At 63.4% G+C, this 14,979-nt stretch carries 19 protein-coding genes; 4 read left to right on the top strand and 15 right to left on the bottom strand.

Annotated elements, in window-relative coordinates:
* Window positions 1-12: 12 nt before the first annotated feature.
* Window positions 13-408, bottom strand: a complete 396-nt coding sequence (locus ADADO0_RS11220; protein ID WP_511305227.1) for a hypothetical protein — start codon at window positions 406-408, stop codon at window positions 13-15.
* A 191-nt stretch (window positions 409-599) separates the two neighbouring features.
* On the opposite strand from ADADO0_RS11220, the gene ADADO0_RS11225 reads away from it, so the two are divergent.
* The gene (locus tag ADADO0_RS11225; protein ID WP_511305228.1) at window positions 600-824 is read left to right on the top strand and encodes a hypothetical protein; all 225 of its coding nucleotides are present in this window, start codon (window positions 600-602) and stop codon (window positions 822-824) included.
* A gap of 3 nt (window positions 825-827) precedes the next feature.
* Here the strand turns inward: ADADO0_RS11225 and ADADO0_RS11230 are convergent, their stop codons facing one another.
* The 14 genes from ADADO0_RS11230 to ADADO0_RS11295 form a co-directional block, all read right to left on the bottom strand.
* Window positions 828-2,297: a phage tail tube protein gene (locus ADADO0_RS11230; RefSeq protein ID WP_511305229.1), complete on the bottom strand. Its 1,470-nt coding sequence runs from the start codon at window positions 2,295-2,297 to the stop codon at window positions 828-830.
* 83 nt (window positions 2,298-2,380) lie between these two features.
* Window positions 2,381-2,608, bottom strand: coding sequence for a hypothetical protein (locus tag ADADO0_RS11235; protein WP_511305230.1), 228 nt, complete (start codon window positions 2,606-2,608; stop codon window positions 2,381-2,383).
* 26 nt (window positions 2,609-2,634) lie between these two features.
* Window positions 2,635-3,045 (bottom strand): hypothetical protein, encoded by a 411-nt coding sequence (locus ADADO0_RS11240; protein WP_511305231.1) that lies wholly within the window; start codon window positions 3,043-3,045, stop codon window positions 2,635-2,637.
* A complete protein-coding gene (locus ADADO0_RS11245) occupies window positions 3,045-3,719 on the bottom strand; it encodes a hypothetical protein (protein WP_511305232.1) in 675 nt (224 codons plus the stop codon). Before ADADO0_RS11245 ends, ADADO0_RS11240 begins: the two co-directional genes overlap by 1 nt.
* Window positions 3,719-3,961 (bottom strand): hypothetical protein, encoded by a 243-nt coding sequence (locus tag ADADO0_RS11250; RefSeq protein WP_511305233.1) that lies wholly within the window; start codon window positions 3,959-3,961, stop codon window positions 3,719-3,721. Before ADADO0_RS11250 ends, ADADO0_RS11245 begins: the two co-directional genes overlap by 1 nt.
* Window positions 3,961-4,584, bottom strand: coding sequence for a hypothetical protein (locus tag ADADO0_RS11255; protein WP_511305234.1), 624 nt, complete (start codon window positions 4,582-4,584; stop codon window positions 3,961-3,963). The genes ADADO0_RS11250 and ADADO0_RS11255 overlap by 1 nt, the downstream gene beginning before the upstream one ends.
* Window positions 4,585-4,613: 29 nt before the next feature.
* Window positions 4,614-5,252 carry a head-tail connector protein gene (locus ADADO0_RS11260; protein ID WP_511305235.1) on the bottom strand — a complete coding sequence of 213 codons (639 nt, stop codon included), beginning with the start codon at window positions 5,250-5,252 and terminating at the stop codon, window positions 4,614-4,616.
* A 105-nt stretch (window positions 5,253-5,357) separates the two neighbouring features.
* Window positions 5,358-5,762 carry a hypothetical protein gene (locus tag ADADO0_RS11265; protein WP_511305236.1) on the bottom strand — a complete coding sequence of 135 codons (405 nt, stop codon included), beginning with the start codon at window positions 5,760-5,762 and terminating at the stop codon, window positions 5,358-5,360.
* A 61-nt stretch (window positions 5,763-5,823) separates the two neighbouring features.
* The gene (locus ADADO0_RS11270) at window positions 5,824-7,152 is read right to left on the bottom strand and encodes a phage major capsid protein (RefSeq protein ID WP_511305237.1); all 1,329 of its coding nucleotides are present in this window, start codon (window positions 7,150-7,152) and stop codon (window positions 5,824-5,826) included.
* 90 nt (window positions 7,153-7,242) lie between these two features.
* Window positions 7,243-8,130, bottom strand: a complete 888-nt coding sequence (locus ADADO0_RS11275) for an HK97 family phage prohead protease (protein WP_511305238.1) — start codon at window positions 8,128-8,130, stop codon at window positions 7,243-7,245.
* 22 nt (window positions 8,131-8,152) lie between these two features.
* Window positions 8,153-9,523, bottom strand: coding sequence for a phage portal protein (locus ADADO0_RS11280; protein WP_511305239.1), 1,371 nt, complete (start codon window positions 9,521-9,523; stop codon window positions 8,153-8,155).
* Complete coding sequence (locus ADADO0_RS11285; protein ID WP_511305240.1) at window positions 9,520-11,298, bottom strand: terminase large subunit; 1,779 nt, start codon at window positions 11,296-11,298, stop codon at window positions 9,520-9,522. The genes ADADO0_RS11280 and ADADO0_RS11285 overlap by 4 nt, the downstream gene beginning before the upstream one ends.
* Window positions 11,279-11,674, bottom strand: a complete 396-nt coding sequence (locus ADADO0_RS11290; RefSeq protein WP_511305241.1) for a hypothetical protein — start codon at window positions 11,672-11,674, stop codon at window positions 11,279-11,281. Before ADADO0_RS11290 ends, ADADO0_RS11285 begins: the two co-directional genes overlap by 20 nt.
* A gap of 4 nt (window positions 11,675-11,678) precedes the next feature.
* Window positions 11,679-11,918 (bottom strand): hypothetical protein, encoded by a 240-nt coding sequence (locus tag ADADO0_RS11295; protein ID WP_511305242.1) that lies wholly within the window; start codon window positions 11,916-11,918, stop codon window positions 11,679-11,681.
* A gap of 273 nt (window positions 11,919-12,191) precedes the next feature.
* Here ADADO0_RS11295 and ADADO0_RS11300 point away from each other — a divergent pair, with 273 nt between their 5' ends.
* From ADADO0_RS11300 to ADADO0_RS11310, 3 genes are all read left to right on the top strand, one after another.
* A complete protein-coding gene (locus tag ADADO0_RS11300) occupies window positions 12,192-12,869 on the top strand; it encodes a DUF4145 domain-containing protein (RefSeq protein ID WP_511305243.1) in 678 nt (225 codons plus the stop codon).
* A gap of 1,397 nt (window positions 12,870-14,266) precedes the next feature.
* A complete protein-coding gene (locus ADADO0_RS11305; protein WP_511305244.1) occupies window positions 14,267-14,404 on the top strand; it encodes a hypothetical protein in 138 nt (45 codons plus the stop codon).
* Window positions 14,404-14,679 (top strand): hypothetical protein, encoded by a 276-nt coding sequence (locus tag ADADO0_RS11310; protein WP_511305245.1) that lies wholly within the window; start codon window positions 14,404-14,406, stop codon window positions 14,677-14,679. The genes ADADO0_RS11305 and ADADO0_RS11310 overlap by 1 nt, the downstream gene beginning before the upstream one ends.
* Window positions 14,680-14,979 lie beyond the last annotated feature (300 nt).

The following is a 14,979-nucleotide window of genomic DNA, read 5'->3' on the forward strand; positions in this document are numbered from 1 at the left end:
GCAGAGCGGCTCTCAGTTTTTTACGAGAGCTTCCACGAATTCGAGATTGCGCTTGCCGACCTTGCGAGCGGCCAGTTCGACGTCCGCAACGAACTCGCGATAGGCCGGATCGGTAAGGGTTTCGAGAGCTGCCTCACGCGAATAGGGGGTGTCGAAGCCGGACCATCCCAGAAGGATGTGTTCCGCCATCAAACGCCCCTGGTCGGCGATCTGGGCGTTCCGAGGGATCGGCTGGTCGCCGAATTTCTTGAACAGCGTCTGAAGCGAGAGATCGCGGGCGGTCTCATAAGGCCCGAACAGGATCGACCGCACGGTGTATTTGACATTGGGGTAGAGAACGCTCGCGATTTCTTCGCCATCTCGCTCAGCTTCAAGGTTCGCGGCAATGCTGGACAACTTGACCGACATGATTTTCCTGCTCCTTCAACGAAAAAGGCCGCCTCGCGGCGGCCCCATGTTCAGAATTCAGCCCTGTCGAAAGGGCCGCTTCGCCGCGTGCTGGCGTTACAGCCCGGCGTAAAATCAACGCTCAGACTCTGACCTCCTCAATCATGAAGTGTGCTGCTAATCTGCCCGGAGTTAATAAGGGGGAGATCGCGTTGGCGCGCTTCAAGTTGACGACCATTGGCATAACCGCAGCCCTCCTCGTGGGAGGCTGCGGCGCCGAGACCAAGGAAGCTTTCCTAAAAAGGCTGGAGGCGGAGTGCAGAAGGGAATTCCCGAACCGGAACGACCTCTTCATGGACTGCCAGATCAAGGGCGTAGCCCGTGAGACGCTTGCACGCTCAGGAAGCGCGGACGCTGCCTATCAAAGGGCCCGCTGACCCTCAGTCCTCGTAATATTCCAGCCGGTCCAGCAGGATGTGGGCGTTGGTGAGCGGGTCTCGGTTCGCCTCCGCCTGAAACGGCAGCATCACGTCCTGGTTCTTCCCGCCAGCGTTGGGCGCGCCGTCGGTGCGGGTGAGCCGGGGCAGGGCGAAGATGGTCGCCTGACTGGCTTTCACCACCGCGCAGGCAGCGTTGGTGGGCGTGCCGGCGAGATAGGCTTGATACTGCGAGGCGGACCCGAAATAGGTGTCCATCTGCACCGTGACCTCGCAATCCCCGAGGTTGATGTCCACCGGCCCGAACTTCCCGTCGTCGCGCAGCGCATCCTTGTTGCGGCCGTTGTTGTTGACCGTGATCTGGATCGCCTTGAGGAAGTTCGGCCCTGCCGCAGGCGCGCCGTTCTCGCTGACGCGGCCGACATTGACCGACGCGGCCATGATCGGGTTGGTGGTCGCCAGATCAGGGACCGTGTCGAGGGATGTGGTGCTAATCGCCCCGCCCACCCCCATGAATGTGTAATTGGCGGTGACCTTCTCCCCGGTGGAGATTCCGAACACGCCCTGGTTCGCCACCATGCCCCACTGGCTGACGTAGGAGGGGACGGTCTGCCCCATGAAGCCGCGCTCGATCGCGCCATACTTCTTCGTCACCCCGTTCTTGATCTGATCGCCGAAGAAGACGCGGAGGGTCTTGCCCGTGCCGGCATCACCGGCCCAGGACCCCGGCAGGTTGTCGAGGGTGATCTTGTTGGCGACCACCGCCGCGACGCGCACGAAGCGGTTGTTCGCCTCGGTGGCGAAGCGGAAGGCGGCGCCGGTGCCGCCGGGCTTCAGCCACATGCCGGGCACGATCCCGAGCGTCGTGAAATCGAGCACGGTCGATGTGATGCCGTCAGCCACCGCAACCAGGTCGCCGGAGGCTCCCTGGAAGCCCACCACCTTCAGGCGGGCGGCGGCGGCGGGGATGGCATCATCCGTGAGGAGGCCTGCGCCGACCGCCGGGACCGTGGCCGAGCCGGTGGTGATCCGGAACAGCCCGTTGTTGCCGGCGGTGCCGAAACCGGTGGTGCGCACCAGGTGGCCCAGGACGAAGGCGGCTCCCGTCAGAACCGTGATGACGCCCGTCGAAGCCGTGATGCCGGTGATGACGGAATCGGCCACCCCGTCATTGTCGCGGACGGGCGTGTTCGCCCAGGAATTGGCCAAGAGCGAGGCGAGCATGCTGGAGCTCGGGCTCAGGTCAACCGGGAACGACCATTCCGTGTTGATGCCGCCGTTGTTCTCCTCGCCGACCTTGATCGCATCGGGGCGCATGCGGTCATCGCGCAGCTCCTCCGAGGAGGTGAACGTGGGCTTGAACACCAGGGATTCCCCGGTGATGCGCACGATGCGCATGCGAGGGGTGGTGGGGATCACCTGTGGGTCGGTCTGATCGACCCATGACATGCGAAGGCGATTGCTCTCAGTCATGAGAGGGCTCCATCAGAACGAGGCCGGGTGGCCGGAAAAAGAAAAGGCCCGCCGAAGCGGGCCCAGGTGGGGGAAGTCAGGGTTCAGGCGGGGCGTTTGGTGCGGGGAGGCGGCTCAGGGACCGCCTGCGGCAGGGTCTCCACCGGCTCCGGCGCGGGCTCGGCAACGGCGGCCACCTCCGGCGCAATGAAGCCGCGGTCGCGGAGGCCTTCGCGATCGAATGGCGTCAGATCATCCGTGTCGAGCACGGGCGCACCCACCGCGAACCGCTGCGTGTGGGAATTGAACGGCTTGGCGACGACGTATTTCATGACTTCGGTCCTCTTTTCTCGCGCGCTCACTCGTCGCGCTTCCATTCGATGCTCACGCTCAGTCGGGCATAGCTGCCGTCGGTTTCGACCGCATCGCCCATGCCGACCGAGGCTTGGCGGAATTCAATTCCCTCAATGGGCTGGGACAGGAACAGCTTCGTCAGCTGCCATGCGTGCCGGCGGCCGACCCGGGTTCCGTCCCAGGCTGGCATCATGATGTGCAGCCAGAGGGCACCTTCCTCGCGCCAGAGGTTGCCCTCGGAGCTGCCGCCGCCGATCGACGCGAGATCGAAGACGCGCCCAAACATCTCCACCAGGACAAAGGTTTCACCGTTGGTGGACGACGCCGGCTTTTCGTTCTCGAACACGAGCGGGCTGACGTTCCAGACGGACTTGAGGAAGTCCTCGACCGGCTCGAAGGCATCGGGGGAAGCCATCACAAACCCTTCATGCTCATGACGATGGCGGGATAGGTCATCCGCGCGCCGGCACGGGTGTCCTTCTTCAGATCCCGGCGGGCGTGCTTGCGGAAGCCGCGCCGGAAGACGCCCTTGAGCACGTAGCCGTTGGGAATCTCGACCTGACGCACACCGACCTGGAGCGGCCCCTTGTTGCCGCCGAACCGGGTCGCGACCTCCATCGCCGTGTCGTAAATGATGAACCGGGGCACGCTCATTTGCATGTGCCCCATCTCGATCTTGCGCGCATACGGCACCGTGGCGAGGAGCATGACCTCCTCATCGGCGGCGATCGGCGCGCCCGTGGCGATGATCTGACCACCGATCATCACGACCTGGGAATCCACATAATCACCGGAGAGCCGGGGGCTCCGCTTGGCGAGATATTGGCGCGCAAAGGCAAGGATGGGTTCCCAATATGAGAACACATAAAGGATCGGACCCGGCGCGCTGACGCTCTCCTCGGCCGCGCCGCGGACGCCGTTGACGTAGGTCTCATAGATGCCGGACGCCTCACCCCTGCGGATGAAGCCGTCACGCTCGGTCTTCGCGAACCGTGCGAGCTCTGGCCCGATCGCCTTAGGCTCCAGGCCCGCCGTGGCGAGCTGAATGTCCTTCGCGAAGGTCATGAACTTGCTGGGGCGCTTCGCCATCAGAACGAGGCCTCTTTGGCAGACGCTGCGTCCAACGCGGGTGCCCGCCGGATCTCGCCGAAGTAGAGCGCGAGGCGCCAGTACGGCCAGCGGCTGGCGCCCTTGCGGTAGAACTCGAAGGCCTGACCCGCGCGGGTCCGCCAGAAGACGTGAACCCGACCGCTGCGGTTGCGCATCGTGTGAACCGAGCAGCCACAAGCCGCCGCTGCGAGGGCGGCGAGAGCACAATTGGCGGGGAACATCAGCCGCCCGCCACGGTCTCGTAGGCGAGCAGCACACCGGCGAACCGGTGGGTGCTGTCGTCGAGCGAGCGCATGGTGAGCTGATCACCCCGAACCACAACGCGGTCGGTCTGGTTGAGCGGCGGAGACCACCCTGCAGCCTCGACGTCGGCCGCCAGCAGCAGGATCTGCCGATCGCCCTGGCGCATGCCGGCGACCAACTCCTTCGGCTTGTAGCCGGTGACGTGCGCCCGGACGCTGGCGTTGAGCTGCGGCGTTCCCAGCCGGCGGATCACCACCATCTCGCCTTCGGCGTCGATATAGCTGGCGTAGAGATCGAGGCTCTCGGCGCCGATCACCTCGAAGGTGATGCTGGCGTCCTTGCGCTGGGGGAGCCCGACCGCGCGAACTGTGAAGCGGAAGCCATCGATCTCGACCTGGTGCGACCGCCTGATCGCCCGGGAGAACGGATCATCGCGCAGCGTCAGCAAACCCGACGGCACGTTGACGTGGAAGTCGCCGATGGCAATGCGGAACGACGGGCGCTCCTCATAACCCGCCCAAATGGCGGGGCTCATGGGCATGAAGCCACCACGCGGGACGCCGGGCGTGGTGGGAAGGGGCGCGCGCTGGAAGAATGTCACCAGCCGATCGAGCTTGCCCGCGGCGACCATCAGGAATGGTCCTTTGCGAACTTGTACCGGCCGGCGAGGGCCTTCAGGCCATAGAGCGCCTCCGGTCGAACGGCGTCCACCGAGGCGCTCCGGTTCTCATAGAACTCGGTCACCAGCAGCTTGATCGCTTGCTTCAGCGGCGCAGGCACGAGGGCCGGCGTTGCGTGCCCAGCCTTGAAGGTGACGCGATAGGCGAGGGGAGATCCGACGCCGGTATAGGGCCAGCGTCCGGTGCCGACGCGGGAAATGGCGGCGTACTCACCATCGGGCGATGTGACCGCGAACAGGGACGGCGCCACCTCAAGATAGCTGCCGTCAGGCTGAAGCCATTCGAATGAGATGACCCCGCCGAAGGGCCGTGCGGGCAGCTCGAAGCGCCGGAATGAGCTGGAGAGTGCATGGATGCAGACCGGCGACCATGACGGCACGTAATAGGAGAACGTCTCCTCCAGGAGGTGGTAGCCGTTCAGCCATCCACCCTGGCCGGAGAGAAAGTCGAAGGCGGTCTCGATATAACCCTGAAAGAGGCCGTCTTCGACGCCGTGGGAGACACGGGCCTGCTGCCGAGCGTCCGCCAGCGAAACCACCTCAAGCTTCTGCTTGATGGTCAGCGGATTGGAGGTTCGGCGCAGGTCCATGGTCATCCCTTGGTGGTGTAGCCGCCACGCGCAGGGCGCAGCGCCTTGTCCTCATAGGTGCCGGCGGAGCGAGGCTGGACGGCCTTCCCGGCGGCTGTGGCTACCTCAAACGGCGGGCTTCTCGCCGGCTCCGGCGGCTCGACGTTCGACTTCGGCTTGGATGAAGACATCAGCCTGCTCCTTGGTGGTGATGTCGACGCCACCCAACTCCTTCGCGAGCTTCACTCGCTGGAGGTGGTGCAGCTTCTCCCAGGCGTCGGGGATCGCGACGATGGTGCCGTCGGGAGACTTCGGCTCGACGGCTGCTGGCTTGGGAGCTTTGAACTTGATTTCGTTGCCGTCCTGGTCGCAAGGGACGGCGAAACCCTTGTTGAAGGCGTCCAGGGCAGCGTCCGGCGGAAAGCCCGCCAGGTCGCCCACGTTCCAAGGGGTGAATGCTTGGGCCACGCGCATGAGAACCAGCTCGTACTCCTTGTTGGCAAGCTTCTGAAAGGCTTCGATATTCGGCATCGGATTGTTCCTCGCTGGCGGTTTCCGCCCCGGCGAACCGGGGCGGATGGTGACGTTCGGCTCAGAACTTGATGGCCGTGGCCTTCACGACGGCCTTCGCGTAGCGCAGGCCGAAGTCGTGTTCGCTCTCCGCCAGGATCGCGAACATGTTCTGCTGCCAGAGGTGCAGAAGGCCGGTTCCGTCGACGGCGCCCGTGGTGTTCAGGGTCGCCTGCTCGGACATCTTCATGATGACGCCCTCCTCCTCGCCGAAGAGGACGTGCGTGAAGTCGACGAGCCCGATGGTCGTCTCGTTCGTGCCGGAGCCGCCGTTGGTGGGGATCTGGTTGGTCACCACAACCTGGATGCCTTTCCAAGTGACCTTGCCGGACAGGAACTCTTCGAGCGACGGGAACGCGAGGTCCCCGCTGCTGGTGCGGATGGTGGAGAGGTACATCACCGTCCGGTAGGAGAAGACCCAGCGCCACCGCGGGTTCAAATAGATGTTGGCGGTGGTGAGCTTCAGGATCATGGCCGAAGCCATGGTGTCCAACTCGGCGAGCGTCGGCGCCGTCGCGCTGGCGAAGGTCGGCGTGACGGTCTGGACGCCGGACTTGTTGAAAATGCCGGTCGGCGCGGCGCCGGAGCCCGTGCCGAGGTAGGCGTTGAGGTCCATGGTCAGGGCCAAGGCCGACCGCAGGTCGTCGCGGATGTAGCCCTCGATATTGCCCACGGTCCACTTCTTCGCCTCGTTCGTCAGCGGGACGATGGCGGCGAGCTTCTTCGCCTTCATGTCGATGCTGTCGAAGGTCGGGCTTGAGATGGGCTTCAGCCCGCCTTCGCCGAGATAGCTAGCGGTCGCTCCGGTGGCACCTCGCGGCGCCTTATATGCGCCGCTGATCAGCTGAACCTTGGTCGGGTTCGACGCGATGAAGGTGGATTCATTCCGCAACAGCGGAATGATGCCGCCATCCAGCGCCGTCGGAACAAGGATGCCACCGTCACCGCTGTTCAGCGTATTGACAGACTTCGCCTTCAGCTGATCGGCGAAGCGACCATAGCCCTCGTCTGCGAGAACCTTGAAGGGGTCGCCATTCTTGCCCGCCTTGATGATGGCGGCGGCGGTGAGCGACATCTTCTGGCCCAGGTCCATCTTCACCTCGGGCGCCGCCGGCACCGTCGGGGCGGGAGTGCCCGCCGGGGTGTTGGCGGGCTGAGAATGCTTCGCCTGGAAGGCCTCATCCTGCTCGGCCATTTCGAGCTGCTCTTCAGCCACCTTGATAGCTTCGAGCTGGGTCTTCATGGCGGCTCGGTCTTCCGGCGCGGCGCTGTCCGCCAAGGCTTTCGCCTTCAGCAGAGTGAGAGCTTCGACCAAGGACTTAAGACGGGCGCGCAGTTCTGCGACGGTCATTTTGGGCGTCTTTCATAAAAAAGGGCGCCCCGAAGGACGCCCAAACCCAATCCCGGAAGCGCCGGGTCGCTATTCGGCTACGCGCCGATTTCAGATGCCCTTGGCGGCCAGCCGGCCTTCCAGGGCAGTAAATTCCTGCTCAAGCGCCTTGCGCTCGGTCTCTGCGGTTTCGGAAAGGGCGAGATCTTCCTGGCGCTTGCGCTCGATCGCCGCCGCGCCACCGTCGCCGGCCATGAAGCTGAGGAAGCGGCGGAACATGCCGGCCTCCTCGGTCGTCGGGGTGACGATGGTCGTGCGATCACCATTCGCCGTCTTCCAGGCAGCCTCGAACTCGCTGCGCGGGATGAGAAGACCGGTCTCCGAGTGCTTGGCCCAGGTGTCGAGGACGCTTTCCAGGATCTCGCGGGCCATGGTGTCGCCGCCGGCTGCGGCCTTGGCGAGCGCCGCCGGGTTCGCCGGCACGGCGCAGGGGCTGCACTCGACCAGTTCGCATTCCAGGATCTTGTAGCCAGGATAGTAATAGCCGGCGTCCTTACGATCCTCAGGCACCTCACGGCGCTCGATCGCCTTCGGGATGAAGCCGATGGAGCATGCGCGCAGGCTGCCGGCACCGAGGTGCACGGCGACGCGGTCGGCCATCTCGTCGCCCTTCACGAGGGTGAGCGTTCCCTCCATGCGCTTCGGGCGGCCGGTCAGGTTCTTAGCCACGTCCGACCAGGAGCCGATGGGCAGTTCCCAGGAGTTGTGCGCGAGCAGAGCCACCGGGTTCTTGATGAACTCATCGGTCGAAATGCCGTCCTGCATGACGATGTCGCGGTCTCGGTCCTCGACCTCGGCGCTCATCGTAAAGCGCGCCGTCCCCGCGTCTTTATTCCAGCTCGCAGGGGCCTTGGAGGCCTTCATGAGCACGTCGCCGGACTTCACATAGTCCTTGCGCTCGGTGAGGAATTCGTCCACCGAGATGAGATTGTCAGGCATCGGGGTTCTCCAGGTGCAGCGGTCAGGTGTTGTCGACCGCGAGGCGAGGGCCCTTGGCGCCGTCACCTTCGTCTTCTTCCGCAGGGGTGGGCTGCGGCTGGCCGGTGGCGGCCTGATGAATGATTTTCCCGGAGCGATCGACGATCGCCATGTTCACCGGGACATACCGGACGTCGCCGCCGTCGATCGGGTTCAAACCCAACGGCAGGCGGTCGCGGGCCTCATTGATCTCGACGACGCCATTCTTCAGGGCCTTGTCGAGGATGTTCATGAGGGTGGTCGGGTCGCCGGCGAGCAGCGCCATGCGGTCGAACTCGGGCCAGTGATCATCGATCTCGTCATCGGTGAGGAGCTGAAGCCGGAGCTTCTCCTCAATGTTCTTCGCGATGGGGATCAGGCAGTCGTTGGCATACTGCGAATTCGCCGCCGTCTGGTTGTCGTACTTCACGCTGTTGAAGTGGAAGATCTTATGCGGCGGCGTCTCCATGAGGCCGCAGATCCGCTCCACCTGCTGATTGTATGCCTCGGTGGTCAGCGCATCCCGCGAGTTGATGGCGATAGCCTTCGCCTTCAATCCCGCTTCGAGCAGGATGGGGTCACCAGTGGCGCTCGCCTTCCGGGTGCGCTCCCCCAGCTGTTCCTTCAGCCGCCGAAACGCCACGTCGCCGGAGCCGCCTTCAAAGGTCTGATCGGTCTCGAACACCAACGGCTGCTTCCCGTTGTTCCCGAAAAGACCCGTCTGGTAAGCGTTGATCGCACCAAGGAGCTGGAACAGCGGGTTCCCGAGCTGCATGCTGGAGACGCCATTCAGGCCATCCAGCAGCTTGCCGCGCAGATGAATGATCCGGTCCGCCGGCACAATGATGTGCGTCTCGCCGAGCTGGGCACGCTCGAATTCGGTTGCGGCGTTGATCTCATAGAACAGCTTGCCGTTGCCGCTGATCCGCTCCCGGCAGCGCGACGGCATGATCGGGATCAACTCCCGCACGTCACCGAGCCGGGTGATCATGGGGAGGATGTAGGCGTTTTGGGCGAGCTCCAGGTGCATGACGGTCATGCGCCAGAAATCGGTCCAGGACTGATGCTCGTTCGGCTTCCGCCGCATCATCTTGGCGAGCCAATGCTTCTTTGGCTTCACCTCTTCCCAGCTGCGGCCGACCTCGCGCCACAGGACTATGTCGGCCTTGGCGATGTCGCGCGCCTTCACAGCGGCGCACTGGATGGCCAGAGCCAGCCCGACCTGATCGAGGCGGGACATGCTCGGCACGTTCCAGCCGAACGAAGGGTGAAGGTCGATCCAGTCCGACGCGGCGCCCCAGCTATCGATCAGCTCGGGGGTGAGCGGCTGAGCCCCGCCATCCTTCTCGACCAAGGCCGACAGGTCTTCGCTCATGCTTCAGCTCCTGCAAGTCCGCGGTTGAGGTAGGGGTTCGGCCGATCCTTCGACTTGTCCGGCTCGCCAAGCACGCCGGCCTCGTCGTCGATCCGCAGGGCATTGGCCACGATCTCGGCATCCATGCCGTCGATGTTGGCCTTCGACCCCTTCTTTTCCTTCTTGGGCAACACGTTGTCGTTGGCGTCGTAATGGCCGACGACGTTGCCCGCGCACCACGCGCTGACCGGGTTGGCGTCATGCTGAAACAGCGCCGGGTCGGTCACGCGGGCGATCAGATCCTCGGTCGACGCAGTGAGGTTCCGCGCCGTCTTCGCGACGATGAAGGTGCGGTAACCCGCCTCCTCGATCATCGAACTCATGATGTTGGCCTGATAATCGTCCAGGCCGATGCCGATGACGTTGTGGCCCTTCAGCATTGCGAACAGCTTCTTCAGGATCACCCGGTAATCAATGAAGCTGCCCGGCGTGAACTCGATATGGCCATCGCGATGCCAGGCCAGGAACGAGTCCGCGAAGCGGTCATCCAGCAGGCGTTCCGACTTCTCGGGGATCCAGTACAGGATCACCGCATAGACGCGGTTGCCCACCTGGACGTTGAAGGCCGCCGCGTTCAGATCCGAGCGCGACGCAAGGTCGATGCCGACATAAAGCGGGAAGCCCTTCAGGTCCTCCAGCTTCAGCATCGGGTCGCCGCAGCGGTCCCAGGCGTCCACCGAGATGAGGTTGCCTGCGCCCCGGGACCAGATATTGAGCCGGGTCCGAAGGTACTCTTGCAACTTCGATTCCGACTTCCTCGCCTCGGAGATCTCCTCCTCGATCGAGACCGGGTTGAGAGAGACGCCGAACATGGGGTTCAGCTTCTCGATCACCTTCTGATCGAACCGCCTGGCCTTGTCCGTGTCATCGCCGGCATACATGCAGATGAACATGCGGCTGGCTTTCAACCTGCCGTCGAGCACCTGCTCGCACATCCGCCAATCGTCATGGGCGGCGGAATTGGTGTCTCGGCCGGCGGTCGAGATGCCGAGATCCAGCGGCGCCGCGCGCGAACCCTGCGCCGTCTTCAACACGCCGATGACGTCCTGATCCTGCGCGTGCAGCTCCTCCTGGAACAGAACGTGCGGGTTCATGCCGTCGAGGTTCTTCGCCCGGGAATGCGCGATCTTCAACTCGCCGCCGGTGGCGTGGAAGGTCGCGAAGTCCTTGTAATCCTCGACACCGAGGATCGCCCGGAGATCCGGCGTCTGCTCGAACATCGCCCGCATCACGTTGTACGGGATCTTGGCTTGCTCCTCCGAACCGGCGGAGATCACCATCTCGGCGCCGGGCTCGCCCTCGAAATTCGCCGCATAGAGCGACGCTCCGACGGACAGGATCGACTTCCCGTTCTTGCGCGGAATCCACACCCGGACCGTGCGGACCCAACGCCTGCCGGTCGCGCGCTCGCGGAACCCGAAGATCCCGGCCAGCCACCAGCACTGCACTGGCTCCAGGACGATGTCTCCGGTGAAACCCTTCACATGGGGCAGCTTCTCGACGAAGTCGCAGACGTCAACGACATGGTCCGTTGACCAGGTCATGGCGCCTTTGGTGCGGCTTCCCTCCGCCACCATGGCAAGGAACCGCTCGGCCGCCTGGGTCTCGCGCTTGCACGCCGGCACGGTGCCGGCCACGACCTCCTGGCAATACCAGATGGCCATGCCCGGAAAGTCCGGGTACTCGCGCCCATCGACCTTGATCTTGCCGAACCGCTTATCGGCGACGCCCCGCAAAACCAACGTGCGCGAACTTGTTGGTCGGCGCTGACGCTGACGAGGCGATCGGCTTGTCGATTTCATCGAGACCAAGCTCTTTCCTCGCCTTGTCCAGCTGGTTGAACCACGACCCGCGGATCTGCTTATCGTTGGCAGCCGCCGCCGTTATGGTGTCGAACTGCATCGCGTAGCTGGACAGCGCGCGGTGGGTCGCCAGGGTCAGCCGACCCCGCTCGAACAGCGTGCGGGCCAGCGTGTCGTATTCGGTTTGCGCCGCGTCGGTGCGCAGCGGGAACAGGCTCTTCGGGATCTCGCGAAACGAGGGGTGCGCCACGACACTGGTGTCCCCGCCCACTGGCGCACCAACCGCGCTGGGCTTGGAACGGGGTGCCATGGCTCTACCTCGGGTCGCCGCGACGGATCTCCGGCCGGCGTTCAGGTTGATCGCACCACTCGACGATCATGTGCATTTGCCCGCTCTGACGGGCGTGGGCCTCCAACAGCTGCTTCCAGCCGTGGCAGGAGCTGCACAGCGACCAGAGACCGGCGTCGCGGCAGTGCACCACGCCACCGTCCTGGACGGGAAGTTTGTGGTCCACCACCTCGCAGAAGATGAGCGGCGCGCCGGGGTCTTCCATGCACCGCTGACAGAACGGGTGCTTCCGCCGGAACGCCGTCGACCGCCTGTCCCAGCGGCTGTCATAGCCGCGGGAGCGCGGGGAAGGGCGGGGCGGCAAGATGCGCTGGGCACTCGGCCGCCGGTGGGAGCGGAAGATCTGTGGCAAGGAGTAACCGATTGAGCGATTGCGAAATGAACGTTGCATCCCGGAGCTAGAAGGCCAGTAGGCATCAGCGAGCCTTGACGGTTAAGCTGGGTGCGAAGAATCGAACGACAATCTGGGATAGAGCGGATGTCCGTGAAGGTGCAAATGCTGAGGTCACCCCGCAATGGACGGCCAATGATGGGCCACCATCTTGAGGGCGTCAGCCGCTGTCCATTTTGTTCGATTGCTCAGCCGAGCCTCGTCAGCGTGTGGAGCAGCGAAGGCTTCACGGAGACTGCGGACAAAATTGGAAATGCATTTTGGGGCGCATATAAGTGTGAAAATTGCGCGAGTATTGTCACTGCTAAAGTAGAAAATGCAGCAGTCGGGACTGCCTCGGTCGTCACCAAGTTAATTCCGTCGGCGCGGACCGCGCACGAAGATATTCCGGAATTGGCCCGCATATATCTACAGCAGGCTTATGACACCCTACACGCACCGGACGCTGCGGCCGTGATGGCAGGTAGCGCAATAGACGCAATGCTTAAGGAGATCGGTTACAGCAACGGCTCATTATATGAGCGTATCGATCAGGCTCTCAAAAAGAACGTCATCACCCAAGGTATGGCCGACTGGGCACATGAAGTTCGCCTCGGATCTAACCGGCCAAGACATGCGGATGCAAAGAGACCTAACGTCTCCCCAGCGGAGGCAGCGCAGTCGGTAGAGTTTGCTGAGGCGTTCGGCAATTTTCTTTTTGTACTCACCGCCCGTATCAGGCGCGGAATCGAGGCGGCGAGCAGCGTTCCACCAACGGAGGAATAATGATACCTCACCAGGGAGTGGCGCTTTTTTTCTCATTTCGAGCCGCGAGAATTGACCCCCAAGGCGGTCCGTCCCCCTGCTCTCCCCCTCGATTAACTCGCACCCCCATCCCCCTCAATGGGTGCACAGATGCCCAGCGGCGACCACCAGCGGCCGTTCGACCATCTGTACCTATCTTGCCACATCTATGGGGAGGCTTGCCCTCCTGCGGGCTTCCTAAGGGCTCGGCGCTATAGGGTGGCCGGCATGCCCTTGCTTGGCGAAGGTCTGGCTCCGCTCGCCGTGTCTATTGCTGGGCATGCCGGCATAGTCGGCCGTGACCACTGCACGGTCATGGGCCGATCTGAAAGGCTGGGCGATCGCGTTGCTTTGCTGCGTCTCAATACTGAAACGCACTGTATATCTCTAATCTCTAAGATGAGACAGTTACTATACATACACATATACAAAGGCGGCGCCTTAGGCGCCTTTGTACTGTATCTAGTCTGTCTTGTTGTTCTGAGACTGTGTGCCTACGAACTCACTGGGTTCTAAGTAGGCATGACAATCACCGTCGCCGCACGGATGGAAGCCCTAAAAGATGCAACACGTCAACAGGCGGTGCCGCGCTGGGCGCGGAATTGTGGCTGGAATGGTGGTCAGCAGCCCCGCATGTATCCCCTTGGCACAGCTCACGAAACACGGTTTTCTGCCGGGTAAATTGGCCCCCCTGCGGAAAAACGTGGATAGCCCATTGACAGGTTTCGGCCCTAGGCCGGATTTGGCGCCATTCTGGCAGCGCTGACGGGGGTGCGAAGCGCCATATTCGGGGGGCCAAAGCGGGCGCGTGCTGCACCAGGTCTGCGGCGCTGCCGGGGTCGCCTCTGGCGCAGTGCAAGTGCCGCGAGAGTGCTGCGGGTGAGGACTATTTCCCCATCTCTTGCCATTCGCCGAAGCGTCTCTTGAAGCCGGGCTTTGCCCCGCACACCCCACATTAGAAGCCGGTCACGCCGCAACCAGGTCCGAAGCTCCGCACGCGTCATCTCGGGCCGCGCACGCAAGCGCCGCCGTATGTGCCCGGACAACGTCCAGCCACCACGCGCATAGCGAACGGGCGCCGAAGCGGCGCCGTCTAGGTCGACCTTGGTCATAGGGCCTCTGCCAGAAAGAGGATGCCGGACCATCGGTCAGCGAGTGCGCTGGCGCAAGCCGGATGCGATACGCAATCACCTGGAATGCGCCTGAAACGTCAATTATTCAGCGGTTTATGCGGTATGCGAAAAATAATGCTGCACTTCGCAACTTTCTGATTGCGTAGATTTCTGCATTATGCAATCAATTGGTCATCGGAACACGGCGCTGCGGCGCACCGACCTTCCCCAACCGCAATCGTGCGGGCCAAAAGCAGGAGATTTCCCATGTCCCGTTCTTCCGTCATTACCGAAACTCAGACGGCCCGCACCCTGAAGCGCCTTGCGGCCGAGGCTCGCAAGCGGGTGTTCCGGCAGTCCCGCCGTGATCGGATCAGCGCCAAGCACGCGTTCCTGTTCGCCTGATGCGCCTCTTATCGTTCATCCCGCATGCGGTCGTGCTGCTGGGCGGCGCCTGCATCTTCGAGGCGGCGATCGGGGGCGCTGTGTCTCCTCCGCTGGCACCGCGCCTGGAATTGATCCGCGCGGCACCGTGCGACGCCTCCGACGATTGTCGGCGGCTCGCCCTCCAACTCGGTCTTGATCCGGTCTACGCGCTGATGCCGGACGATGCCCTGACCCACGCATGCACGCGGGGAGACGACACCGCGTGCGCCTACCTCCTCCCCTGCAATTGGTGAGGGGCGCAGCACCGAGGGGAGACAGGTTGTCCCCTCCATGGTGCGCCTGCCGGCCGCGCTGAACGGCCACCCTCAACGCCCGCACCCGTGTGTTGCCACGTTGGACGGCAACCCCTCGGAGGCAATGCCATGACGGCAAAGCACTCCGGCAGACGGGACAAAAGAAAAAGGACCGCTAGAGCCGTGGCAACGGCAATTCTAACGATCCTCTTTTGGCTCTTGATCTAGTCGGCGCCCGCCCCTTCGGGGGCGGGTTGCCAGGGGAATCTCTCACACCCGACGCCTTTCCGCAATTGTGCG

The sequence above is a fragment of the Aquabacter sp. genome, assembly GCF_965279295.1.
Taxonomy (GTDB): domain Bacteria; phylum Pseudomonadota; class Alphaproteobacteria; order Rhizobiales; family Xanthobacteraceae; genus Aquabacter.

Bases quoted from the DNA above. Each gene is read 5' to 3' on its own strand.
- ADADO0_RS11220 (WP_511305227.1), bottom strand. From the start codon at position 408: ATGTCGGTCAAGTTGTCCAGCATTGCCGCGAACCTTGAAGCTGAGCGA.
- ADADO0_RS11230 (WP_511305229.1), bottom strand. From the start codon at position 2,297: ATGACTGAGAGCAATCGCCTTCGCATGTCATGGGTCGATCAGACCGAC.
- ADADO0_RS11235 (WP_511305230.1), bottom strand. From the start codon at position 2,608: ATGAAATACGTCGTCGCCAAGCCGTTCAATTCCCACACGCAGCGGTTC.
- ADADO0_RS11240 (WP_511305231.1), bottom strand. From the start codon at position 3,045: ATGGCTTCCCCCGATGCCTTCGAGCCGGTCGAGGACTTCCTCAAGTCC.
- ADADO0_RS11245 (WP_511305232.1), bottom strand. From the start codon at position 3,719: ATGGCGAAGCGCCCCAGCAAGTTCATGACCTTCGCGAAGGACATTCAG.
- ADADO0_RS11250 (WP_511305233.1), bottom strand. From the start codon at position 3,961: ATGTTCCCCGCCAATTGTGCTCTCGCCGCCCTCGCAGCGGCGGCTTGT.
- ADADO0_RS11260 (WP_511305235.1), bottom strand. From the start codon at position 5,252: ATGGACCTGCGCCGAACCTCCAATCCGCTGACCATCAAGCAGAAGCTT.
- ADADO0_RS11265 (WP_511305236.1), bottom strand. From the start codon at position 5,762: ATGCCGAATATCGAAGCCTTTCAGAAGCTTGCCAACAAGGAGTACGAG.
- ADADO0_RS11270 (WP_511305237.1), bottom strand. From the start codon at position 7,152: ATGACCGTCGCAGAACTGCGCGCCCGTCTTAAGTCCTTGGTCGAAGCT.
- ADADO0_RS11275 (WP_511305238.1), bottom strand. From the start codon at position 8,130: ATGCCTGACAATCTCATCTCGGTGGACGAATTCCTCACCGAGCGCAAG.
- ADADO0_RS11280 (WP_511305239.1), bottom strand. From the start codon at position 9,523: ATGAGCGAAGACCTGTCGGCCTTGGTCGAGAAGGATGGCGGGGCTCAG.
- ADADO0_RS11290 (WP_511305241.1), bottom strand. From the start codon at position 11,674: ATGGCACCCCGTTCCAAGCCCAGCGCGGTTGGTGCGCCAGTGGGCGGG.
- ADADO0_RS11295 (WP_511305242.1), bottom strand. From the start codon at position 11,918: ATGGAAGACCCCGGCGCGCCGCTCATCTTCTGCGAGGTGGTGGACCAC.
- ADADO0_RS11300 (WP_511305243.1), top strand. From the start codon at position 12,192: ATGTCCGTGAAGGTGCAAATGCTGAGGTCACCCCGCAATGGACGGCCA.
- ADADO0_RS11305 (WP_511305244.1), top strand. From the start codon at position 14,267: ATGTCCCGTTCTTCCGTCATTACCGAAACTCAGACGGCCCGCACCCTG.
- ADADO0_RS11310 (WP_511305245.1), top strand. From the start codon at position 14,404: ATGCGCCTCTTATCGTTCATCCCGCATGCGGTCGTGCTGCTGGGCGGC.